General features: G+C 67.4%; 17 protein-coding genes. 10 read left to right on the top strand and 7 right to left on the bottom strand.

Translation table 11 applies throughout. The features are described 5' to 3' along the window. The first annotated feature begins 8 nt into the window (after window positions 1-8). On the top strand, window positions 9-1430 hold the full coding sequence (locus CFB81_RS21595; RefSeq protein WP_089436454.1) for a cytochrome-c peroxidase: 1422 nt from the start codon (window positions 9-11) through the stop codon (window positions 1428-1430). A 24-nt stretch (window positions 1431-1454) separates the two neighbouring features. On the opposite strand, the gene CFB81_RS21590 is transcribed toward CFB81_RS21595, so the two are convergent. The 5 genes from CFB81_RS21590 to CFB81_RS21570 form a co-directional block, all read right to left on the bottom strand. Further along, window positions 1455-2186 carry a class I SAM-dependent methyltransferase gene (locus CFB81_RS21590; RefSeq protein ID WP_089436453.1) on the bottom strand — a complete coding sequence of 244 codons (732 nt, stop codon included), beginning with the start codon at window positions 2184-2186 and terminating at the stop codon, window positions 1455-1457. A 78-nt stretch (window positions 2187-2264) separates the two neighbouring features. Continuing rightward, window positions 2265-3575 (bottom strand): FAD-binding oxidoreductase, encoded by a 1311-nt coding sequence (locus CFB81_RS21585; protein WP_089436452.1) that lies wholly within the window; start codon window positions 3573-3575, stop codon window positions 2265-2267. Then, window positions 3572-4327: an amino acid ABC transporter ATP-binding protein gene (locus CFB81_RS21580; RefSeq protein WP_069616524.1), complete on the bottom strand. Its 756-nt coding sequence runs from the start codon at window positions 4325-4327 to the stop codon at window positions 3572-3574. The genes CFB81_RS21585 and CFB81_RS21580 overlap by 4 nt, the downstream gene beginning before the upstream one ends. Beyond that, on the bottom strand, window positions 4324-4980 hold the full coding sequence (locus tag CFB81_RS21575) for an amino acid ABC transporter permease (RefSeq protein ID WP_006482843.1): 657 nt from the start codon (window positions 4978-4980) through the stop codon (window positions 4324-4326). The genes CFB81_RS21580 and CFB81_RS21575 overlap by 4 nt, the downstream gene beginning before the upstream one ends. 88 nt (window positions 4981-5068) lie before the next feature. Further along, window positions 5069-5845, bottom strand: a complete 777-nt coding sequence (locus CFB81_RS21570) for an ABC transporter substrate-binding protein (RefSeq protein WP_069616522.1) — start codon at window positions 5843-5845, stop codon at window positions 5069-5071. A gap of 159 nt (window positions 5846-6004) precedes the next feature. On the opposite strand from CFB81_RS21570, the gene CFB81_RS21565 reads away from it, so the two are divergent. Next, entirely contained in the window at window positions 6005-6796 is a 792-nt protein-coding gene (locus tag CFB81_RS21565) for an IclR family transcriptional regulator (protein WP_089436451.1), read from the top strand. A gap of 47 nt (window positions 6797-6843) precedes the next feature. Here the strand turns inward: CFB81_RS21565 and CFB81_RS21560 are convergent, their stop codons facing one another. Beyond that, a complete protein-coding gene (locus tag CFB81_RS21560) occupies window positions 6844-7296 on the bottom strand; it encodes a type VI secretion system amidase immunity protein Tai4 (RefSeq protein ID WP_089436450.1) in 453 nt (150 codons plus the stop codon). Window positions 7297-7587: 291 nt separating this feature from the next. Here CFB81_RS21560 and CFB81_RS21555 point away from each other — a divergent pair, with 291 nt between their 5' ends. The 4 genes from CFB81_RS21555 to CFB81_RS21540 all read left to right on the top strand — a co-directional run bounded on the left by CFB81_RS21555 (window position 7588) and on the right by CFB81_RS21540 (window position 11695). Continuing rightward, entirely contained in the window at window positions 7588-8298 is a 711-nt protein-coding gene (locus CFB81_RS21555; protein ID WP_069616519.1) for a GntR family transcriptional regulator, read from the top strand. Between the two features lie 70 nt (window positions 8299-8368). After that, the gene (locus tag CFB81_RS21550; RefSeq protein WP_089436449.1) at window positions 8369-9175 is read left to right on the top strand and encodes an SDR family oxidoreductase; all 807 of its coding nucleotides are present in this window, start codon (window positions 8369-8371) and stop codon (window positions 9173-9175) included. A gap of 35 nt (window positions 9176-9210) precedes the next feature. Beyond that, complete coding sequence (locus CFB81_RS21545) at window positions 9211-10143, top strand: 3-keto-5-aminohexanoate cleavage protein (protein WP_089436448.1); 933 nt, start codon at window positions 9211-9213, stop codon at window positions 10141-10143. Window positions 10144-10366: 223 nt separating this feature from the next. Beyond that, window positions 10367-11695 carry an MFS transporter gene (locus CFB81_RS21540; RefSeq protein ID WP_069616517.1) on the top strand — a complete coding sequence of 443 codons (1329 nt, stop codon included), beginning with the start codon at window positions 10367-10369 and terminating at the stop codon, window positions 11693-11695. Window positions 11696-11771: 76 nt separating this feature from the next. Here CFB81_RS21540 and CFB81_RS36195 read toward each other — a convergent pair whose 3' ends face one another. Next, complete coding sequence (locus tag CFB81_RS36195; protein ID WP_179236024.1) at window positions 11772-12371, bottom strand: hypothetical protein; 600 nt, start codon at window positions 12369-12371, stop codon at window positions 11772-11774. Between the two features lie 208 nt (window positions 12372-12579). Here CFB81_RS36195 and CFB81_RS21530 point away from each other — a divergent pair, with 208 nt between their 5' ends. The 4 genes from CFB81_RS21530 (at window position 12580) to CFB81_RS21520 (ending at window position 22428) form a co-directional block, all read left to right on the top strand. Next, window positions 12580-14763, top strand: a complete 2184-nt coding sequence (locus tag CFB81_RS21530; RefSeq protein ID WP_089436446.1) for a type I secretion system permease/ATPase — start codon at window positions 12580-12582, stop codon at window positions 14761-14763. Next, the gene (locus tag CFB81_RS21525) at window positions 14747-16171 is read left to right on the top strand and encodes an HlyD family type I secretion periplasmic adaptor subunit (protein WP_089436445.1); all 1425 of its coding nucleotides are present in this window, start codon (window positions 14747-14749) and stop codon (window positions 16169-16171) included. Before CFB81_RS21530 ends, CFB81_RS21525 begins: the two co-directional genes overlap by 17 nt. Before the next feature lie 93 nt (window positions 16172-16264). Further along, a complete protein-coding gene (locus tag CFB81_RS36645) occupies window positions 16265-18502 on the top strand; it encodes an Ig-like domain-containing protein (protein WP_256976292.1) in 2238 nt (745 codons plus the stop codon). Further along, window positions 18499-22428 (top strand): Ig-like domain-containing protein, encoded by a 3930-nt coding sequence (locus tag CFB81_RS21520; protein WP_256976335.1) that lies wholly within the window; start codon window positions 18499-18501, stop codon window positions 22426-22428. The genes CFB81_RS36645 and CFB81_RS21520 overlap by 4 nt, the downstream gene beginning before the upstream one ends. The last annotated feature ends 16 nt before the right edge of the window (window positions 22429-22444 follow it).

Raw genomic sequence — 22444 nt, 5'->3', positions numbered from 1 at the left:
TCGACAGCATGACAGCTCGCCCTGCGTTTCCGTCTCCCGATGCCGCCGGCACGCCCGTGCCGCGCGCCCCTTCCCGCCTGCTGCGCCGCGCGGCGGTCGCGCTCGGCGCGGCCGTGCTCGGCTATGGCGCATTCGCGATCGCGTTTCCCGCGCGGGTGCCGGCGGCGATCGGCACCGTGGTCGCCGACTGGACCGGCGCGAACCCGCATCCGGTCGTGCTGCAGCGGCCCGCCGCGCAGCCGCTGTCGGCGGTCGCGCAGCTCGGGCGCGCGTTGTTCAACGATCCGTCGCTATCGGCGTCGGGCAAGCAGTCGTGCGCGTCGTGCCACAGCCCCGATCACGCGTACGGCCCGCCGAATGCGCTGGACGTGCAGCCGGGCGGCCTCGCGATGACGCAGCAGGGCTATCGTCCGCCGCCGTCGCTGATGTACCTGTACCGCCAGCCGAATTTCAGCATCGGCCCCGATGCCGGCGAAAACGACGCCGCGCCGAGCGTCGCGCAGCAGGCCACGGCGGCGGCCGGCGTCGTCAAGGCGCAGAAGGTGGCCGGCACGTCGGCCGCGCCGCAGCTCGTGCCGCAGGGCGGCATGTTCTGGGACGGCCGCGCCGATACATTGCAGCAGCAGGCGTTCGGCCCGCTGTTGAATCCGGTCGAGATGGCGAATGCGAGCGTCGACGATGTCGCCCGCAAGCTCGCGCAGTCGTCGCATCGCGCGCAGTTCGAGCAGTTGTTCGGGCCGCGCGTGTTCTCCACCCCGCAGCTCGCGGTATCGGAGGCGATGTTCGCGATCGCGCGCTATCAGGTCGAGGATCCGTCGTTCCATCCGTACGACAGCAAGTACGACCGCTGGCTCGAAGGCCGTGCGCGCCTCACGCAGGCGGAGTTGCGCGGGCTGCGCCTGTTCAACGATCCGGACAAGGCGAATTGCGCGGGCTGCCACCTGTCGAAACCCGGCAAGGACGGGCTGCCGCCGATGTTTACCGATTACCAGTACGAGGCGCTCGGCGCGCCGCGCAACCGGGCGCTCGTGCAGAACCGCGACCCGGCGTTCTACGATCTCGGCGTGTGCGGGCCGTTCCGCGACGACCTGAAGGACCAGACGCAGTATTGCGGGATGTTCCTGACGCCGACGCTGCGCAATTCGGCGACGCGCCACGTGTTTTTCCACAACGGCATGTTCCACACGCTCGATCAGGTGATGGCGTTCTACAACGAGCGCAGCATTTCGCCGCAGAAGTTCTATTCGCGCGGCGCGGACGGCAAGATCGACGAATACGACGACATCCCGCCGAAATATCGCGCGAACGTCGACGTGACCGACGCGCCGTTCGATCGCAAGCCGGGCGACAAACCCGCGATGACGGCGCAGGACATCAAGGACATCGAAGCGTTTCTCGGCACGCTGACGGACGCCCCGGCGCAGCACTGAGCGCCGGCCGGGCGCCGTGCCGCATCAGCAGCACGCGCGAATGCACAGGAAGGCGGGCGCCAGCGTCAACTCCGCATGGAGCCGTTCGGATACGACCTTCATCTCCGGCAGCGGCGTCGGTTCGACGAAGCGGTCGAGCCGCCAGCCGCCGTCGGCGACCGCGTTCAGGATGTCGGCGAGCGGCCGCCGCCACGCTTCGACGTAGGGCCTCGGTTCGCCGAACCCCGACCAGTGGAAACCGAAACGCGAAGTATCGAAGTACGTGCCGTCGCCGCGCGTGCGTTCGTCCATCCAGTCGCGCATCGGATGCGCCATCGAGAACACGAGCGTTGCCCCCGGACGCGCGACGCGGCGGAATTCGCGCAGCGTCGGCGCGAGATCGCGCACGTAGTCGAGCGCGAGCGAGCACAGCACCTTGTCGACCGATGCGTCGGGCAGCCACGCGAGCGGCGCCTCGAGATCGCCCTCCGTGACGTCGACCGCCAGTCCCGCGCACCGCGTTCGCGCGAGCGCAACCATTTCCGGCGTCACGTCGAACGCATGCACGGTCGCGCCGTGCGCGGCGAGATGCGCGCTGCAGATGCCGGGCCCGCAGCCGGCGTCGAGCACCGTCAGGCCGTCGACGTCGCCGAGCAGCGCCATCGTTGCCGGACGTTCGTAAAGCGCGTTGTGCGCCTTCGTCGGCGCGAGGTCCGCATAGCGTTGCGCGAAGCTGGCGTACGCGCGGCGGCCGAGTGATTCGTTCGGTTCGGTCATGCGGCATCCGTCGGTCGAAACAGGGCAGGCCGATTCTGCCCGATCGGACGGCGAATGGCGACTACCGTCGCGCCTGCATCAGGACAGGCTGTCGAGCAAGCGATACCAGGCGACGCCGGCCGCGATATAGAAGCGCTGCAGCCCGTGCAACGGGATCGGCCGGATCGGCGTGACCCGGAACGGCAGCGGCAGTTGCGCATCGCCCGCCAGATGCGCGGCCAGATGCTTGCCGAGCGTCGTCGCCATCGCGATGCCGCGGCCGTTGTAGCCGAGCGCGATCGTCACGCCCGGCGCCGGCTCGTGCACGTGCGGCAGGAAATCCGCGGTGATCGCGACGCGCCCCGCCCAACGGTATTCGAACCGGACGCCTTTCAGTTGCGGATACAACAGCGTCGTCGCGCGTTCGAGATGTCGCCAGTCGCTCGGCGCGCGCGGGTCGGCAAACGGGCCGCGGCCGCCCATCAACAGACGCCCGGCCGCGTCACGGCGGAAGTACAGCAGCAGACGCCGCGCATCCGATGCGACCTCGCCACCGGCGAGGATGTCGCGGCCAAGCGCCGGCGCGAGCGGCTGCGTCGCGACGATGAAGCTGTTCGCGGCGATCACCGACTGGCGCAAGCCGGGCCATAGCCCGTCCGTGTAGCCGTTGGTGGCAACCACCACGCGCTCGGCCGATAGCGTCGCGCCGCCGGACGTCGCGATCCGCCAGCGGCCGTCGGCACGTGTCAACCCGACGGCGCGGGTCGAGCCGTGCACGACCGCCCCGCTCGCCTGCACGGCGCGCACGAGGCCGCGCGTATAGCTGAGCGGCTGCACGCTGCCCGCTCGGCGATCGATCCAGCCGCCCGCATACGCCGGCGTGCCGAGCCGCCGCGCGACGTCGTCACGGCTCAGCACGTCGACCGGCGCGCCGCGCGCGGCCCATTGCTGCGCGCGGCGCGCGACCGTGTCGAGCATCGCGGCGGTCGGCGCCGGCTGGATCCAGCCGTGCCGACGCGCATCGCAGTCGATTCCGTGCCGTGCGATCAGGTCGAACACGGTATCGGCCGCGCCGCCGACAATGCCGGCAAGCTGCTCGCCCGTCTCGTCGCCGAACCGGCGCACCAGTTCGTCGGGGTCGTATTTCAGCCCGGGAATCACCTGCCCGCCGTTACGGCCCGATGCGCCCCAGCCCGGCTGCGCGCCGTCGATCACGCGAACGTTCACGCCGCGTTCGGCCAGGTGAAGTGCGGTCGACAGGCCCGTGAAGCCGGCGCCGACGATCGCCACGTCGCACGACACGGACGCGTCGAGCGCCGGTGTATCGGGCGCCGGCGCGGCGGTCGCCGCCCACAGCGAATCCGGCCACGGCGAGTCGGGCCATCCGGGTGCCGCGTTCGTTGCGCTCATGTTCGATCCGGGTGGTCGGCGCCGTCCGACGCCAGCAGGCGACGCAGGAATTCCTGCGTGCGGGGATGGGCCGGCTGCGTGAGCACGTCGCGCGCCGGCCCGCTTTCGCAGATGGTGCCGTCGTGCAGGAAGCACACGCGGTCGGCCACTTCGCGCGCGAATGCCATTTCGTGCGTGACGACCACCATGGTCATCCCGTCGCGAGCGAGCCCGCGCATCACGCCGAGCACTTCGCCGACGAGCTCGGGGTCGAGCGCCGACGTCGGCTCGTCGAACAGGATCGCCTGCGGCGTCATCGCGAGCGCGCGGGCGATCGCGACGCGCTGCTGCTGCCCGCCCGACAGCTCCGACGGATATGCATTCATCCGGTGCGAAAGCCCGACCTTGTCGAGGAGCGCGCGGGCCTGTTCGCGCGCCTGCGCGGCCGGCATGCGCCGGACGTGCACCGGCCCTTCCATCACGTTCTCGAGCGCCGTGCGGTGCGCGAACAGGTTGAAACGCTGGAATACCATGCCGACCCGCATCCGCAGTTCGTGAATCCGCTTCGAATGCGCGTCGACCTTCACGCCGTCGATCGTGATCGACCCTTCGTCGTAGGTCTCGAAACCGTTGATACAGCGCAGCACGGTCGACTTGCCGGACCCGGACGGTCCGATCAGGCACACGACTTCGCCCGGCTGCACGTCGAGGCTCACGCCTTTCAGCACCGCGTGCTGCTGAAACCGTTTATGGATGGAATCGATCCGGATCATGCGCCTCTCCTCAGTGCGAGCCGCTTGCCGAGCCGGTTCACGCCGAACATCAGCGGCAGGCCGAGCGCGAGATACAGCAGCGCGACGAGCGTGTAGACGCTCATGTTCTGGAACGTCGACGACGCGATCAGCTGGCCGGCGCGCGTGATTTCCGCGACCGTGATCGTCGACGCGACCGACGAATCCTTCAGCAACATCACCAGCGTGTTGCCGTACGGCGGCAGCGCGATGCGGAACGCCTGCGGCAGCACCACGCGCCGCATGATCATCGGGCCGCGCATGCCGATCGCGTGAGCGGCTTCGATCTGGCCGCGGTCGATCGCCTCGATGCCCGCGCGGAAATTCTCGGCCTGATACGCCGAATATGCGATGCCGAGCCCGAGCACGCCGGCCTGGAATGCCGACAGTTGCACACCGAGATCGGGCAGCACGAAGTACATGTAGAACAGCTGCACGATGATCGGCAGCCCGCGGATCACGTTGACGATCGTGCTGCCGGCCGTCGAGACGGCACGATTGCGCGACACCTTCAGCAGCGCGAGGATCAGCCCGAGCACCGAACTGAGCACGAACGCGCATGCGGTGATCTCGATCGTGACCACCGCGCCCTTCAGCAGGATCGGCAGGAAATCGATCGCGTTCTGAAAAAACATGAGGCCTCCTGTGCGACGGCCGGACGGCCCGCCGCTGGGGATGCCCGCGACGCGCGGGCGATGCCGGTCGGGAATCGAATGCCGACGCTCAGCTCATGTGCCACTTCTGCAGGATCTGCTGCAGCGTGCCGTCGCTCTTCATCTTGCGGATCGCGCCGTTGAGCTGTTCGAGCGTCGCGGTGTCACCCTTGCGCACGATGAAGCACACCTGCCCCTTCACGACGCTCTGGTATTCCGGCACGAGCCGCACCTGGCGATTGACGCCGTGCTCGATCTGGTACGCGACGATCGGCTGGTCGGCGAAGCCGGCCTTGATGCGCCCGAGCGCGACGTCGCGCATGATGTCGGCGATCGAATCGTAGGTCCGGACTTCCTTGAAGATGCCCTTCTTGTTGAGCGCATCGACGAACGCCGTGCCCACCTGCGCGCCGACCACCTGGTCCTTGAAATCGTCCATCGACGTATAGCGGCCGGGGTCGTCGGCCTTCACGATCAGGCCTTCGCCGAACGAGTAGACGGTGTCGGAGAAATCGACGACCTGCTGGCGCGCCGGCGTCTTCAGCATCGCGGCCGAGATGATGTCGATCTTCTGCGTGGTGAGCGACGGGATCAGCGCCGAGAACACGGTCTGCTGCACGTCGACGCGAAACCCGGCCGACTTCCCGGCCGCGGTGATCGCATCGACCATCATCCCCTGGATCGAATTGCTCTTGACGTCGAGGAACGTGAACGGCACGCCGGTGGCCGTCGCGCCGACCTTCAGCGTGGGCTCGGCCGCCCCGGCGCTCGGCGACGCCGTGGAGAGTGCGATACAGGTGGCGAAACCGGCGGCCAGTGCGCCGAACCGCTTGATGAACGGAACCATGGTGACTCCTTCTCGAATAATCCGGGCGCCGGCCGGTCGCTGATCGACACTGCGACGATGACTTGATCTTAAAACGAATCAAAAACATCGCAAATAGATTTTTGTGTATCGATATTCGATACGATATGATGCGGTATCGAATCGATTCCGCCCTTCGCCATGGAAACGTCACCCGACCAAGCAAACGATCTGCTGTTCAACCAGTCGCTGGAAAAAGGGCTGAACGTGCTGCGCGCGTTCAGCGCGAAGCGGCGCACGATGACGCTGGCGGAAGTGGCCGACGCGGCGGGGATGACGAAAAGCTCCGCGCAGCGGATGGTCTATACGCTCGAGAAGCTCGGCTACATCCGCAAGCATCCGGTCACGCGGCGTTACCAACTCACGCCGCACGTGATGCGGATCGGCTTCAACTATCTCGCGGCCGATACGTTGATCGACGTCGCGAATCCGTTCCTGTCCGAACTCACGAACCTGACCGGCGAAACCACCAACCTCACCGAGCCGGACGAGGATGAAATGGTGTATGTCGCGCGTTTCGTGTCGACGAAGTTCGTGCCGATCCACATGCCGATCGGCAGCCGTATCCCGATGTACTGCACCGGCTCCGGCCGCGCGTTCCTGAGCGCGTTGCCGCCGGAAGAAGCGCGTGTGCGGCTCGACGGCATGGCGCGCACGCCGCATACGCCGCGCACGGTCACGGCGCTCGACGAGCTCGTCGCGCTGCTCGAGGGCGCGCGGCGCGAAGGCTACGCGACCAACCAGGAAGAACTGTTCATCGGCGACATGTCGATCGCGGCGCCCGTGCTCGGCAGCCAGGGGCAGCCGGTCGCGGCCGTGCACGTGGTCGCGCCGACGAGCCGCTGGACGTTCGACGACGCGCGCCGCAAGCTCGCGCCGGCGGTGATCGACTGTGCGCGCGGGATCAGCAATTCGATCCGGACGCTTGAATAGCGGCGGCGAAGTGGCATGCGGCGCGCCCGCGCAACGGCGTTCGATCGCTACTGCGGCTTCGGCGAATGCTCGGTGCGGTAGGTACGGTTCGGGCGCGATACGAATTGCTTCGCTGCAGCGTCCAGTTCCTTGCCGTGATACAGATCGATGCACTTCAGGAAGTCGAACTTCACATCCGCAACTTCCGATTCGACAACCGGATTCCGGTAGTCACGAGCCGGATACTTCGCGACCAGCGCGTGAACGACGTCCGGCGCACGCTCCATGTCGTAGTAGGTCCAGTCGCGCAACGCGCTGATGCTGCTGCCGATGTCCTTGCTCGTGCCGGGCGCCGGCTTGTACGCGGTAGCCAGGCACTCCGCGAGCACCATGTCCTTGAAGTTCTGCAGATAAGTACGTGAGCCGGCCTCGGGCGAGGGTTGTGCGACATCCTTCGCCACGACCATCGCCGGTTGAAACGCGATGCACGCCAACGCGGCCGCGATCCGGACTCCCCTCATGACAGGCTCCAAAAGTTTGCGCGACCGGAACGATACCGCGCGCCCGGTTCGTTGAAGTAACCATGGTCGCGCCCCCGCATGCTCGCCTCCGTCGCCCTCCGACGCCGGGCCTCGAGGATCGGATCAAACCCCGACGGGAAAAGTATTGCCGACTGTCGCCGACAGCCTCTTCGTCCACCCACCCCCTCGTTTTCCCCGATCCCGTTCGCCTTGACTCCGCCGCCCCGATCGACAAAACTTCGCACATCGTCAGTGTGATCACAGATCGCAGATCAAACCCAGGAGCGCCCCTTGCCGCCTCGTATCGTCCCGCCCGCACTGAAAGCCATCGAACAGGAAACGATGGCCGACAAGGTCTACCAGCAACTGCGCGAAGCGCTGATGAGCGGCCGGTTCGCGCCCGGCCAGGCGCTGAGCCTGCGCAGCGTCGCCGAAGCCGTCGGTTCGTCGACGATGCCCGTGCGTGCCGCGCTCACGCGGCTGCGCGCCGAACGCGCGCTCGTCGATGGCCCGAATCGCGCGCTCGTCGTCCCGCCGATGACGCTCGACATGCTCGACGAACTGCGCGACGTGCGGATCGCGCTCGAAGGCTGCATCGCCGAGCGCGCGTGCGAGCGGATGACCGACGCGCAGATCGCCGCCGTGCGCAAGACCTGCGAAACGATGCAGGCCCACGTCGAGGCCGGCCGCTCGCGCGCCTACCTGCAAAGCAATTTCGCGTTCCACAGCGCGATCTACGCGCACGGCGCCAGCGAAAACACGCTCGCCATCGTCGAGAACCTGTGGATGCGCGTCGGCCCGTTCCTCAACATGGTCGCGCTCGACATCCCGCACATGCGGCGCTCGATGGACGCGCACCGCGCGATCGTCGATGCGCTCGAACGGCGCGACGGCGCGGGCGTGCGGGCCGGCATCGCGCTCGACATCGGCGGCGCCGCGCACGATCTCGCCGAGACGCTGCGGGCCGAACGGACGCCGCGAACCGTGAACGCGAAGCCGTAGCGGCCGCTTGCGACGGCCGCCCGACACGCGCGCGACCGCCCCAATACATCAACGATGGAGACAACCCGGCATGACAGCTTCCGACCTGCTGAAACCCTATGACGGCCTGCGCGTCCTCGTGACGGGCGGCGCGTCGGGCATCGGTCTCGAAATCGCCGACGCGTTCGCCGAATGCGGCGCGCGCGTGCACGTGTGCGACGCGTCGCAAGCCGCGATCGCGGCGCTCGCCGACCGGCCGCCGCGCGCCGCGGCCGGCGCGATCAGCGCGACGCTGGCCGACGTATCCGACCCGGCCGCCGTGGAGCGCGTGTTCGCCGACGTGTCGACGCGGCTCGGCGGCCTCGACGTGCTGGTCAACAACGCCGGTATCGCCGGCCCGACCGGCGGCATCGACGAAATCGACCCCGTGCAGTGGGAACAGACCGTCGCGATCAACCTGAACGCGCAATTCCAGTTCGCGCGCCGCGCGGTGCCGCTGCTGCGCGAGTCGAAACACGGCGGCGCGATCATCGCGTTGTCGTCGGTCGCCGGCCGGCTCGGCTATGCGTTCCGCTCGCCGTATGCGGCCACCAAATGGGCGGTGGTCGGCCTCGTGAAGAGCCTCGCGATCGAGCTCGGGCCACTCGGCATCCGCGTGAACGCGATCCAGCCCGGCATCGTGCGCGGTCCGCGGATGCGCCGCGTGATCGAGGCGCGCGCGCAGCAGCTCGGCATCGGCTACGACGAAATGGAGCGACGCTATCTCGAGAAGATCTCGCTGCGGCGCATGACCGACCCGGCCGAAATCGCCGCGACCGCGCTGTTCCTGTGCTCGCCGGGCGGGCACGGCATCACCGGGCAGGCGATCTCCGTCTGCGGCAACGTCGAAGTGCTCTGACGCGTCCTGCATCGTTCATCGAAAGGAATCCATCCGTGGCAAACGCTCGCAAAGTCATCATCACCTGTGCGCCGACCGGCGCGATCCATACGCCGTCGATGTCGCCGTACCTGCCCGTGACGCCGCACGAAATCGAAACGGCCGCGGTCGCGGCCGCGCAGGCCGGCGCGGCGATCCTGCACCTGCACGCACGCAACCCGTCCGACGGCAAACCGACGCAGGATCCGGCCGTGTTCGCCGAATTCCTGCCGCGCATCAAGGCGCAGACCGACGCGGTGATCAACCTCACGTCGGGCGGCAGCCCGCACATGACGGTCGACGAACGGCTGCAGCCTGCGCTGCATTTCCAGCCCGAGGTCGCGTCGCTGAACATGGGCTCGATGAACTTCGGGCTGTATCCGATGCTCGAGCGCTTCCGCGAACTGAAGCATCCGTGGGAGCGCGAACATCTCGAGAAGAGCCGCGATCTCGTGTTCAAGAACACGTTCGCGGACATCGAGACGATCCTCACGCGCTGCGGCGCGAACGGCACGCGGTTCGAATTCGAGTGCTACGACATCTCGCATCTGTACAACCTCGCGCACTTCGTCGATCGCGGGCTCGCGAAGCCGCCGTTCTTCGTGCAAAGCGTGTTCGGCCTGCTCGGCGGAATCGGCGCGCATCCGGAGGACCTGACGCACATGCGCCGCACGGCCGACCGCCTGTTCGGCAGCGATTACGTGTGGTCGATCCTCGGCGCCGGGCGCAACCAGATTCCGCTCGCGACGATCGGCGCCGCGCAAGGCGCGAACGTGCGCGTCGGGCTCGAGGATTCGCTGTGGATCGCGCCCGGCAAGCTCGCGGAATCGAGCGCCGCGCAAGTCCTGAAAATGCGGCAGGTGCTCGAAGGCCTGTCGCTCGAGATCGCGACGCCGGCCGAGGCGCGCGCGATGCTCGCGCTCAAGGGCGGCGACGCGGTGAACTTCTGATCGCCGGGGTGCGCCCCCAACACGAGAATCCGCAAGCGCAGTGACAAGGCGCCGGCCCGAGCCGGCCGGCGCCAGGACGCCCTCGATCGCCCCGCTCCGTTCGAGCGCCGCCGGCGCGGCTCCGTCGACTGCCCATCCGCTGCCTGCATCGCAGCGGCATTTGCCGAACATGGCGCGCCGTGCTTGCCGTGCGCGCCGGTTCGCCCCTACCGGAGTCGTCCGCATGTCCACTCATCACGCTCAGGCCTTGTCGTCCGCCGCGACCGACGCGAATGCGTCGCTGAACCGGCTGCTGTTCCGCAAACTCATGCCGCTGCTGATCGCCGCGTATGTGATCAGTTTTCTCGACCGCACCAACATCGCGTTCGCCAAACATTCGATGGGCGTCGATCTCGGCATTTCGTCGGCCGCGTACGGACTCGGCGCGGGGCTGTTCTTTCTCACCTACGCGCTCTTCGAGATCCCGAGCAACCTGATCATGCATCGCGTCGGCGCGCGCTTCTGGATCACGCGGATCATGATCACGTGGGGCGCGCTGTCGGTTGCGATGGCGTTCGTCCGCGGCGAGACGTCGTTCTACGTGATGCGCCTGCTGCTCGGCGTGGCCGAAGCCGGCCTGTTTCCCGGCGTGATGCTGTATCTGACGTACTGGTTCGGCCGCGAGGAGCGGGCACGCGCGACCGGCTATTTCCTGCTCGGCGTGTGCATCGCGAATATCGTCGGCGGGCCGCTGGCCGGCGCGCTGATCGAACTCGACGGCACGCTCGGTTTCCACGGCTGGCAATGGCTGTTCGTCGTCGAAGGCATTCCGGCGATCCTGCTCGCGTTCGTCGTGTGGACGCGATTGCCGGATCGGCCGAGCGCCGCGCCATGGCTCTCCGCGGAAACCGGCCGCGCGCTCGAGCGCAAGCTGGCCGCCGAACAGGACGCGGGCGTCGCCGCGCACGACGGCCATGCGTTCGGCGCCGCGCTGCGCGATCCGCAGATCTGGCTCGCGATCTTCGTGTACTTCTGCCACCAGCTGACCATCTACACGGTGATCTTCTTCCTGCCGGGCATCATCGGCGCGTCGGGGCGCCTGTCGCCGGTCGCGGTCGGGTTGCTGACGTCGCTGCCCTGGCTCGCCGCCGCGCTCGGGGCCGGGACGCTGCCGCGCTTCGCACGCGAATCGCGTCATTCGCGGCGGATGCTGTGTGCGGGGCTGGTGGTCATGGCGGCCGGGATGGTCGGCGCCGCGCATGCGTCGCCGTTGGCGGGGCTGCTCTGCGTGTGCGTGGCCGCGTCGATGTTTTTCGTCGTGCAGTCGATCGTGTTCACGTTTCCGGCGTCGCGGCTCGCCGGCAGCGCGCTGGCCGGCGGGCTCGGGCTCGTGAATACCTGCGGTTTGCTCGGCGGCTTCGTCGGGCCGACCGTCGTCGGCGCGATCGAACAGGCGACCGGCAATGCGAAGAACGGGCTGACGCTGCTGGCGGCGGCACTCGTCGTCGCGGCGTTCGCGAGCCTCGCGTTGCGTCACGGGCACGAGCGCGCCGACGTTCGGTCGCGCGGCTGAAGACAGCGAGATTCGGGCTGGCGAGATGCGGGTTTGAGGGGCGGCCGGGATTCGTGAAATTCTCGCCAAAATTGCCTTAAGCGGCTGATTTGAAAGCGAAATCAAAGTCGATCGTCGGATCGAGCGGCGGCACTTTCCGCTGGAGGTCGAGCAGATAGGAGCCGAACCGGTTGATGTGGTCTCCGCGGTATGGCGAGAGCGCCTCGAGCAGGACGTTGACGATGTCAGGTAGTTCAGCCTTGGTGCGCGCGGCGCCTGCCACCGGTTGCGGGCGCGCCGCAGGCGAGAGCGCAACTACCGGCGCTGGGCGGATGGCGAAGCCGACGGGCAATATCCTGATGGATAAGGGGTCGATTCCACGATGGGCGGGCGCGCCTGCGGCAAGCCTGCCGGCCCCCGGCCTTACCCACGTTGCATCGGCGATACGTCGCGACACCCCCGGACGTTTCAGCGCCGAAACATTTCTCGAGGCCGGGCTCAGCGCCCCGCTTGCGCCACGGCGACGGTTCGCCACCGCCCCGCTGCCCTGCCATCTTGATCCGCGCACGAGAGCGTGAGCGCCGCCGCACATCGCGCCGCGCACGTCCGCAACGCCACGCGCATTCATTCGTATCAGATCCGAAACAAAATCGCCATTCGCGCCGGCCGGCCGGCTCGCGCAAGCACGCACCGTCATGCTGCGCGCGCCCACCACGCCATCTGGCCCGCTACTTGCTGTTGCTCCGACGTAAGGCAGTAGTCGACAAGCAGTCGCACCAAGCGACGGACATCGAACGAACAACATCGGGGTAGCGCATGAGCAAGACAAAGCGCTTGACGGCGGGGATATCCGCGCCGGGGGGACTGCCGCACCAGTCCGACCGTCACCTGCGTGGCGGCGTGTAATGCACGCCGCCACGACGGAAGCCGCGGCAGGCGCGCGTGCATGGGAGCTGCCCCACGGATCGGGCATCGAGGACGATCCGCTGCTGGGCTGCCTGCTCGTGCTGACGCGGCTGTTCGACCGGCCCGTGGGCGCCGACGCGCTCGTGGCCGGCCTGCCGCTGGCCGGCCAGCGCCTGACGCCGGCGCTGTTCATCCGGGCAGCGGCGCGCGCGGGCCTTTCCGCCAAACTGGCCCGGCGCGCGCTCGACGACATCCCGGACGCGGTCTTGCCCGTCGTGCTGCTGCTGAACGACGGGCAGGCATGCGTGCTGGTTCGCAGAAACGCGTCCGGCACCGTGCAGGTGATCCTTCCCGAAACCGGCTGCGGCGAGGCAACGCTCGCCCCGGCCGAGCTCGCGCAACGCCATGCCGGCCTTGTGCTGTTCGCGCGCCCCGCCCACCGGTTCGACGCGCGCGACGCGGAAAGCGCCGTGCCGCGCCCGCGCAACTGGTTCTGGGGCGTGGTCGCGCAGTCGTGGCCGATCTACGCGGAAGTGATGCTCGCGTCGATGCTGGTCAACCTGTTTGCGCTGGCCATGCCGCTGTTCACGATGAACGTCTACGACCGGGTCGTGCCGAACCACGCGCTCGAGACGTTGTGGGCGCTGGCGGTGGGCATCGTGCTCGTGATCGTGTTCGACGTGGTGATGCGCACGTTGCGCGGCTATTTCATCGACATGGCCGGCAAGAAGATCGATGTGATCCTGTCCGCCAACCTGTTCGAAAAAGTGCTCGGCATCCGGATGGCCGCGCGCCCGCCGTCGGTCGGCGGATTCGCGTCGCAGATCCAGGAATTCGAAGCGGTGCGCGATTTCCTCACGTCGGCCACCGCGGCGGCGCTGATCGACCTGCCGTTTTCGGTGGTGTTCATCGCGGCGATGTTCTGGGTCGGCGGCGGGCTCGGCTGGCTGCCGCTGACGGCGCTGCCGCTCGTGATCGGCGCGGGCGTTGCCGTGCAGGGGCCGCTCGCGCGGGCCGTGCAGGCCAGCCAGCGCCACGCGAGCCAACGGCAGGCGCTGCTGATCGAAACGCTGGTCGGCCTCGAAACGATCAAGGTCAACGGCGCGGAAGGGCCGATGCAGGCCCGCTGGGAGCAGTTGCTGGGCGAAATCGCGCGGCTCGGGCTCAAGTCGCGCCTGCTGTCGGGATGCGCGGTCAATTTCGCGATGTTCTCCCAACAGGCGGCCTATCTCGCCGTCGTCCTGTGCGGCGTCTATATGATTGGCGACGACCGCCTCACGACCGGCGGCCTGATCGCCTGCACGACCCTGACGGGCCGCGCGCTGGCGCCGATGGGCCAGGTGGCGTCGCTGCTGACCCGCTACCACCAGTCCCGCAGCGCGCTGGCGTCGATCAGCGGCGTGATGAACCTGCCCGGCGAGCGCCCGGCCGACCAGCGCTTCGTGCACCGGCCGGCGCTGCGCGGCGAGATCGAATTCCGGAACGTCGGCTTCGCGTACCCGGGCCAGAGCGGCACGTCGCTCGACGGCGTGTCGTTCCGCATCGCCGCGGGCGAGCGCGTCGGCATCATCGGACGCGTCGGCTCGGGCAAGACCACGATCGAAAAACTCATCCTGGGGCTCTATCCGCCCGCTTCCGGTAACGTGCTGATCGACGGCGTCGAGCTGCGCCAGTACGATCCCGCCGCGCTGCGGCGCGGGATCGGCCACGTGCCGCAGGACGTGATGCTGTTCAACGGCACCGTGCGCGACAACATCGTGCTGGGCGCGCCCGGCGTGGACGACGACGCCGTGCTGCGCGCCGCGCAGGTCGCCGGGGTCGCCGACTTCGTCAACCGCTTGCCGAACGGCTTCGATCTCGCCGTCGGCGAGCGCGGCGAAGCGTTGTCCGGCGGACAGCGTCAAGCGGTCGCGATCGCCCGCGCGATGTTGCTGTCGCCGCAGGTGCTGTTGCTCGACGAGCCCAGCAGCGCGATGGACAACCGGTCCGAGGAACTGTTCAAGGCGCGGCTCGCGGCCCGCCTCGAGGGCCGCACGCTGCTGCTCGTCACGCATCGCCCGTCGCTGCTCACGCTCGTCGACCGCCTGATCGTGATGGATCAGGGCCGCGTCGTCGCCGACGGCCCGAAGGACCAGATCCTGGCCGCGCTTGCAGGGAGGACGCTCCATGTCGCTGCTGGCTGAACCCGACGGCGCGGATACGCCGACGATGAACCGCGCCGCGGCGCTCAAGGCGCTGGCCGCACGGATCGGCGCAGCCCTCAGGCCGCGCGCCGACGATACGGCGTTCATGCGCGAACGCTGCGCTGCGGCAATGGAAGGGCCGCGCTATTTCAGCCACTGGATACTCTGGGCGACGCTCGCCTTCGTCGTTGTCGCCCTCGCCTGGTCCGGGTTCGCCGAAGTGGACGAAGTGACCGTCGGCGAAGGCAAGGTGATCCCGTCCAGCCGGGTGCAGGTGGTGCAGAACCTCGAGGGAGGCATCGTCTCCGAGATCATGGTGCGCGTGGGACAGGTCGTGCAGAAAGGCCAGCCGCTGATGCGCATCGACGATACGCGCTTCACGTCGTCGTACAAGGAAGGACAGGCGAAGGATGCCGCGCTGCTTGCCCGGATCGCGCGCCTCACCGCCGAGGCGAACGGCGCCGCGTTCGTCGCACCCGATCGGCTGGCGCAGACGAACCCCGGCCTGCTGGACGAGGAGCGCTCGCTGTTCGCATCGCGCCAGCGCGAATTGCAGGCCAATCTGGACGTGCTCAGGCAACAGGCCGAACAGCATCGCCAGGAGCTCGCGGAGAAACGTTCGCGCCAGGCGCAGCTGCAGCATAGCTATGGCCTCGTCGCGAAGGAGCTGGCGCTGACGAGCCCGCTCGTGCAGAAAGGCGCGGTATCCGATGTCGAAGTCCTGCGGCTCGAACGGCAGGCCAACGACATGAAAGGCGACCTCGACGCGACGCGGCTGGCGATGCCGCGGCTGGAAGCCGCCTATCGCGAAGCGCGCCAGAAGATCGACGAAACGACCGCGCACTTCCGCGCCGACGCGATGAAGGAGTTGAACCAGGCGCGCGCCGAACAGTCCGCGCTGAGCGCGGCCAATGTGGCGCTCGAGGATCGCGTCACGCGCACGCTGGTGCGGGCGCCGCTGAAGGGCATGGTCAAGCAGATCAAGATCAACACCGTCGGCGGCGTGATCCAGCCGGGGATGGACCTGCTGGAGATCGTGCCGCTGGACGACACGCTGCTGATCGAAGCGCGCGTGCGGCCCGCGGACATCGCGTTCCTGCATCCGGGGCAGGACGCGACGGTCAAGCTCTCCGCGTACGACTTTTCCATCTACGGCGGCTTTCCGGCCGTCGTCGAGGACATCAGCGCCGACACGATCGTGCCCGACCGCCCCGGCGAGAAACCCGACAGCTACTACCGCGTGCTGGTGCGCACGCGGCAGAACAAGCCGAGCGGCCGCAGCCAGCCGGTCGCGATCGTGCCGGGCATGATCGCGACGGTCGACATCCGGACCGGCCGCCGGACCGTATTGCATTACCTGCTCAAGCCCGTCATCAAGACCAAGGACATGGCGTTGCGCGAGCGCTGACACGACGACCGATTTGCAGTTCCGCGGGCGAGCGTCGCATCGGGCGGCGGAACGCCTGCATCAATACACATCAGACAGGACGAGGAGCACGACATGGCGACGACTTCGAACGGCACCGCGGTGTCCATGGGCAATACGCCTCAGGCGACAAACGACGTGTTTACGTCGGCGCAGACCGGGCTCACCGACAATACGCTCACCACCGTCTACCTGAACGTGATGGCGAACGATCTCGGTGGCGCGGCCAAGACGCTTTACTCGCTCGACTCCGGCACCGAAGCGACCGTCGCGCTCGAGCAGACTGCGCTGCTGACGCAGGACACGGCGAGAGCCGAAGCCGTGAGCATGGATTACAGCGCGCACGGCGCGCACATCTGGATCACGTCGGACGGCAAGGTCGGATACGATGCGAGCCACCTCGATGCGTCATGGCTGTCGAACAGCTTCAATACGCTCGGCTATGCGCAGGACAGCTTCACGTACGCGATCCGGCTGGGCAACGGCACGCTGAGCTGGGCGACCGCCTATGTCAACATTGCGCCGCCCGCCCCTGTCGTCGCGCTGGCGCACGACACGGGCTGTTCTGCCGCCGACAACATCACGTCGGACTGCACGCTTTCGGTCGGCGGAGTCGCACACGGCGCGACCATTCAGTACAGCACCGACAACGGCGCGCACTGGAACACGAGCTTCAGCGCGGTCGAGGGAACGAATACCGTGCTGGTCCGGCAAATCGATATCGCCGGCAATGCGTCGTCGGCGGCGTCCTGCTGTTTCACGCTCGATACGGCCGCGGCTGTGGCGCCTGGCGTGGCGCTGGCGGTCGATTCGGGGAGCAGTGGCGTCGATCACGTCACGAATGTCGGTACGCTGAATGTGACCGGGGTCGAGAGCGGCGCCACCGTGCAGTACAGCGTGGATGGCGGCGCGCATTGGGGCACCAGCTTCGGTGCGATCGAGGGCACGAACAACGTGCAGGTGCGGCAGGTTGACGTTGCAGGCAATGCGTCGGCGGCGACGTCGTTCAGTTTCACGCTCGATACGTCGGCTGCTGCGCCGGGTGTCGCGCTGGCGGTCGACTCGGGCAGCAGTGCCGTCGATCATGTCACCAAGGTCGGTACGCTGAACGTGACCGGGGTCGAGAGCGGCGCCACCGTGCAGTACAGCGTGGATGGCGGCGCGCACTGGAGCACCAGCTTCAGCGCCGTCGAAGGTATGAACAACGTGCAGGTTCGGCAGGTTGACGTCGCGGGCAATACGTCGGCGGTGACGTCGTTCAGCTTCACGCTCGACACGTCGGCTGCCGCCCCTGGCGTCGCCCTGACCACCGATTCGGGCAGCAGTGCGTCCGACCACGTCACCAACGTCGGCACGTTGAACCTGTCCGGTGTCGAAACTGGCGCCACTGTCGAATACTCGACCGACGGCGGCCATACCTGGAACACCAGCTTCAGCGCGGTCGAAGGCGTGAACGACGTGCAGGTCCGGCAAACCGACATCGCCGGCAACACGTCGTCGGCGACCTCGTTCAGCTTTACGCTCGACACGTCGGCTGCCGCCCCCGGTGTCGCTCTGACTACCGATTCCGACAGCAGCGCGTCCGATCACATCACCAACGTCGGCACGTTGAACCTCACCGGTGTCGAGAGCGATGCGACCGTCGAATACTCGACCGACGGCGGTCACACCTGGAACACCAATTTCAATGCCACCGAAGGCGTGAACGACGTACAGGTCCGGCAGACCGACATCGCCGGCAACACGTCGTCGGCGACTTCGTTCAGCTTCACGCTCGATACGTCGGCCGCCGTACCCGGTGTCGCACTGACCACCGATTCGGGCAACAGTGCCTCCGATCACATCACCAACATCGGCACACTGAACCTCACCGGTGTCGAGACCGGCGCCACCGTTGAATACTCGACCGACGGCGGTCACACCTGGAACACCAGCTTCAGCGCGGTCGAAGGCCTGAACGACGTACAGGTCCGGCAGACCGACATCGCCGGCAACACGTCCGTTCCGACTTCGTTCAGCTTCACGCTCGATACGTCGGCCGCCGCACCGGGTGTGGCGCTCGCCACCGATTCCGGCAGCAGTGCGTCCGACCACGTCACTAACGTCGGCACGCTGAACCTGACCGGTGTCGAGACCGGCGCCACCGTCGAATATTCGATCGATGGCGGCCATACCTGGAGCACCAGCTTCAGTGCCGTCGAAGGCCTGAACGACGTGCAGGTCCGGCAGACCGATATCGCCGGCAACACGTCGTCGGCACGTCGTTCAGCTTCACGCTCGATACGTCGGCCGCCGCCCCCGGTGTCGCTCTGACCACCGATTCCGGCAGCAGTGCGTCCGACCACGTCACTAACGTCGGCACGCTGAACCTGACCGGTGTCGAGACCGGCGCCACCGTCGAATACTCGACCGACGGCGGTCATACCTGGAGCACCAGCTTCAGTGCCGTCGAAGGCCTGAACGACGTGCAGGTCCGGCAGACCGACATCGCCGGCAACACGTCGTCGGCGACGTCGTTCAGCTTCACGCTCGACACGTCGGCTGCCGCCCCCGGTGTCGCTCTGACTACCGATTCCGGCAGCAGCGCGTCCGACCACGTCACCAACGTCGGCACGTTGAACCTCACCGGTGTCGAGAGCGATGCGACCGTCGAATACTCGACCGACGGCGGTCATACGTGGAACACCAGTTTCAATGCGACCGAAGGCCTGAACGACGTGCAGGTCCGGCAGACCGATATCGCCGGCAATACGTCGTCGGCAACGTCGTTCAGCTTCACGCTCGATACGTCGGCCGCCGCACCCGGTGTCGCACTCGCCACCGATTCCGGCAGCAGCGCGTCCGACCACGTCACTAACGTCGGCACGCTGAACCTGTCCGGTGTCGAGACCGGCGCCACCGTCGAATACTCGATCGACGGCGGTCATACCTGGAACACCGGTTTCAATGCCACCGAAGGCGTGAACGACGTGCAGGTCCGGCAAACCGACATCGCCGGCAATACGTCGTCGGCGACCTCGTTCAGCTTCACGCTTGATACCTCGGCGGCTGCCCCCGGTGTCGTCCTGACCACCGATTCCGGCAGCAGCACTGTTGATCACATCACCAACGTCGGCACGCTGAACCTGTCCGGTGTCGAAACCGGCGCGGTCGTCGAATATTCGACCGATGGCGGCCACACCTGGAGCACCAGTTTCAATGCAACCGAAGGCGTGAACAACGTGCAGGTCCGGCAGACGGACATCGCCGGCAACACCTCCAACCCGACCTCGTTCAGCTTCACGCTCGATACGTCGGCTGCCGCACTCGGTGTCGCACTCACCACCGATTCGGGCAGCAGCGCCTCCGACCACGTCACCAACGTCGGTACGTTGAACCTCACCGGCATCGAAACCGGCGCCACCGTGCAATACAGCGTCGATAACGGTTCGCATTGGAACACCAGCTTCAGCGCGGTCGAAGGCACGAACAACGTGCAGGTCCGGCAAACCGACGTCGCCGGCAATACGTCGTCGGCAACGTCGTTCAGCTTCACGCTCGACACGTCGGCGGCCGCACCCGGCGTCGCCCTGACCACCGACTCCGGCAGCAGTGCGTCCGACCACGTCACTAACGTCGGCACGCTGAACCTCACCGGCATCGAAACCGGCGCCACCGTGCAGTACAGCGTCGATAACGGTTCGCATTGGAACACCAGCTTCAGCGCCGTCGAAGGCACAAACAACGTACAGGTTCGCCAGATCGACGTCGCCGGCAATACCTCGTCGGCGACGTCGTTCAGCTTCACGCTCGACACCTCGGCGGCCGCCCCCGGCGTCGCCCTGACCACCGATTCGGGCAGCAGTGCCTCCGATCACATCACCAACGTCGGCACACTGAACCTCACCGGCATCGAAACCGGCGCCACCGTGCAATACAGCGTCGACAATGGCGGCCATTGGAACACCAGCTTCAGTGCAGCCGAAGGCGCGAACAACGTCCAGGTCCGCCAGATCGACGTGGCAGGCAACATCTCGAACGCGACCAGCTTCAATTTCACGCTCGACACGTCGGCGGCCGCCCCCGGCGTGGCCCTGACCACCGATTCGGGCAGCAGTGCCTCCGACCACGTCACTAACGTCGGCACGTTGAACCTCACCGGCATCGAAACCGGCGCCACCGTGCAGTACAGCGTCGACAATGGCGGCCATTGGAACACCAGTTTCAGCGCCGTCGCAGGATTGAACAACGTACAGGTCCGCCAGATCGACGTCGCCGGCAATACCTCGTCGGCGACCTCCTTCAGCTTCACGCTCGACACCTCGGCCGCCGCCCCCGGTGTCGCGCTCACCACCGATTCCGGCAGCAGCGCCTCAGACCACGTCACTAACGTCGGCACGTTGAACCTCACCGGCATCGAAACCGGCGCCACGGTGCAGTACAGCGTCGACAATGGCGGCCATTGGAACACCAGCTTCAGCGCCGTCGAAGGCGCGAACAACGTCCAGGTCCGCCAGATCGACGTGGCAGGCAACATCTCGAACGCGACCAGCTTCAATTTCACGCTCGACACCACCGCCCCGTCCACGCTGTCGTGGCAATACAGCGGGAACACGCTCACGGCCAACACCGACACGTCGAACGTCTGGAAAGTGACGGTCCACGACAACACCACCAACGCCGACTACAGCGCAACGCAACAAAGCGCCGGTACCTGGGCCTTCATGCAACAGAGCCTCAACCTCAACAAGGACTCCCTCACCGTGACCGAGTGGGACACGGCAGGCAACACGCGATCCTCGACGCACACGGCACCCGCCGGCGTCGCCGGATCCGAGATCAATCTGGCGCTGGCCGATCCGTCCGGCCATGCGTCCGACCTCGCGGTGACGATCGCCGGCATCCCGTCCGGCTGGACGCTGAACGCCGGCACCGACCTCGGCAACGGCGCATGGCTCGTCCCGACGAACGATCTCGGCGCACTCACCGTCACGCCGCCCGCGTCCTTCACGGGCGCCACGGTGCTCACCGTGACCGAAACCTGGACCGCCGCGGACGGCAGCCACCAGGCCGTCACGGTCGCCGACAACGTCGAAGCGTTCGCGGCCAACGCGCCGATCTTCGCGTGGTCCGGCGACGATCAGCTCACGGGATCCGCCGGCCACGACCTGTTCGTGTTCGCGCAGCCGATCGGCAACGACACGCTGCACAATCTCGACCTCGCCGCCGACAAGATCGACCTCGTCGGATTCACCGGCATCACGAGCTTCAGCGACGTCCAGGCCCACATGACGGACGACGCCAACGGCAACGCGGTGATTGCACTGGGCGACGGCGCGACCGTCACGGTGGCGGGCGTTCACGCCACCGACCTCACCAGCGACAATTTCGTGTTCGACCAGGAGGCGGTCACGACCAACGCCGGCGTCATGACGGTCAACGACGGCGCGATGCTTCCCGTCGGCGGCACGATCGACAACACGGGCACGATCGCGCTCGGATCGACGGGCGACCTGACCCGGTTCGAGGTGCTGGTCAGGAGCGCGACGCTGGAAGGCGGCGGTCACGTGACGCTGTCGGACGACAGCCACAACGTCATCTTCGGCAGCACGCCGGACGCGACGCTCGTCAACGTCGACAACACGATCGCCGGGGCCGGCCAGCTCGGCGCCGGCCAGTTGACGCTCGTCAACGAAGGGACGATCGTCGCCAGCGGCGCCAACGCGCTCGTGATCGACACGGGCGCCCACGCCGTCGTCAATACGGGCACGCTCGAGGCAACCGGTAGCGGCGGCCTCGTGATCGACAGCGCCGTGGCGAACACGGGCAACCTGTGGGCCAACAACGGCAACCTGACAATCCACGGCGACGTGACGGGCGCCGGTGGCGCGACGATCAGCGGCGCCGCGACCCTGGAGTTCGGCGGCGCGTCCGCGGAAAACACGACGTTCGCCGACGGCGCCGCCGGTACGCTCAAGCTGGACCAGTCCGCCGGCTTCACCGGCACGGTCAGCGGCTTCGGCGCGGCCGATACGCTCGATCTCGCGGATGTCCTGTTCAACGACCACACGACGCTCAGCTTCACGGCCAACGACACCGGAACGGGCGGCACGCTGACCGTCAGCGACGGCGCCCACACGGCGCAGGTTGCGCTGCAGGGCAACCTGTCGGCCGGCGGCTTCCAGCTTTCGCACGATCAAGGCAGCGGCACCGTCGTCACTTACACCCCGCCGCCGCTGCCCCACGTCCAGGAGGTCTAGCCGGCCGGAACGCCCC

The sequence above is a fragment of the Burkholderia sp. AU28863 genome (assembly GCF_002223195.1).
Classification (GTDB): domain Bacteria; phylum Pseudomonadota; class Gammaproteobacteria; order Burkholderiales; family Burkholderiaceae; genus Burkholderia; species Burkholderia sola.
Note: the sequence above shows the minus strand (reverse complement) of the source record. Positions and strands in the feature narration are given on the sequence as shown.

Coding starts and splice junctions, on each gene's coding strand:
- CFB81_RS21595 (WP_089436454.1), top strand. CDS start 9: ATGACAGCTCGCCCTGCGTTTCCGTCTCCCGATGCCGCCGGCACGCCC.
- CFB81_RS21590 (WP_089436453.1), bottom strand. CDS start 2,186: ATGACCGAACCGAACGAATCACTCGGCCGCCGCGCGTACGCCAGCTTC.
- CFB81_RS21585 (WP_089436452.1), bottom strand. CDS start 3,575: ATGAGCGCAACGAACGCGGCACCCGGATGGCCCGACTCGCCGTGGCCG.
- CFB81_RS21580 (WP_069616524.1), bottom strand. CDS start 4,327: ATGATCCGGATCGATTCCATCCATAAACGGTTTCAGCAGCACGCGGTG.
- CFB81_RS21575 (WP_006482843.1), bottom strand. CDS start 4,980: ATGTTTTTTCAGAACGCGATCGATTTCCTGCCGATCCTGCTGAAGGGC.
- CFB81_RS21570 (WP_069616522.1), bottom strand. CDS start 5,845: ATGGTTCCGTTCATCAAGCGGTTCGGCGCACTGGCCGCCGGTTTCGCC.
- CFB81_RS21565 (WP_089436451.1), top strand. CDS start 6,005: ATGGAAACGTCACCCGACCAAGCAAACGATCTGCTGTTCAACCAGTCG.
- CFB81_RS21560 (WP_089436450.1), bottom strand. CDS start 7,296: ATGAGGGGAGTCCGGATCGCGGCCGCGTTGGCGTGCATCGCGTTTCAA.
- CFB81_RS21550 (WP_089436449.1), top strand. CDS start 8,369: ATGACAGCTTCCGACCTGCTGAAACCCTATGACGGCCTGCGCGTCCTC.
- CFB81_RS21540 (WP_069616517.1), top strand. CDS start 10,367: ATGTCCACTCATCACGCTCAGGCCTTGTCGTCCGCCGCGACCGACGCG.
- CFB81_RS36195 (WP_179236024.1), bottom strand. CDS start 12,371: ATGACGGTGCGTGCTTGCGCGAGCCGGCCGGCCGGCGCGAATGGCGAT.
- CFB81_RS21530 (WP_089436446.1), top strand. CDS start 12,580: ATGCACGCCGCCACGACGGAAGCCGCGGCAGGCGCGCGTGCATGGGAG.
- CFB81_RS21525 (WP_089436445.1), top strand. CDS start 14,747: ATGTCGCTGCTGGCTGAACCCGACGGCGCGGATACGCCGACGATGAAC.
- CFB81_RS36645 (WP_256976292.1), top strand. CDS start 16,265: ATGGCGACGACTTCGAACGGCACCGCGGTGTCCATGGGCAATACGCCT.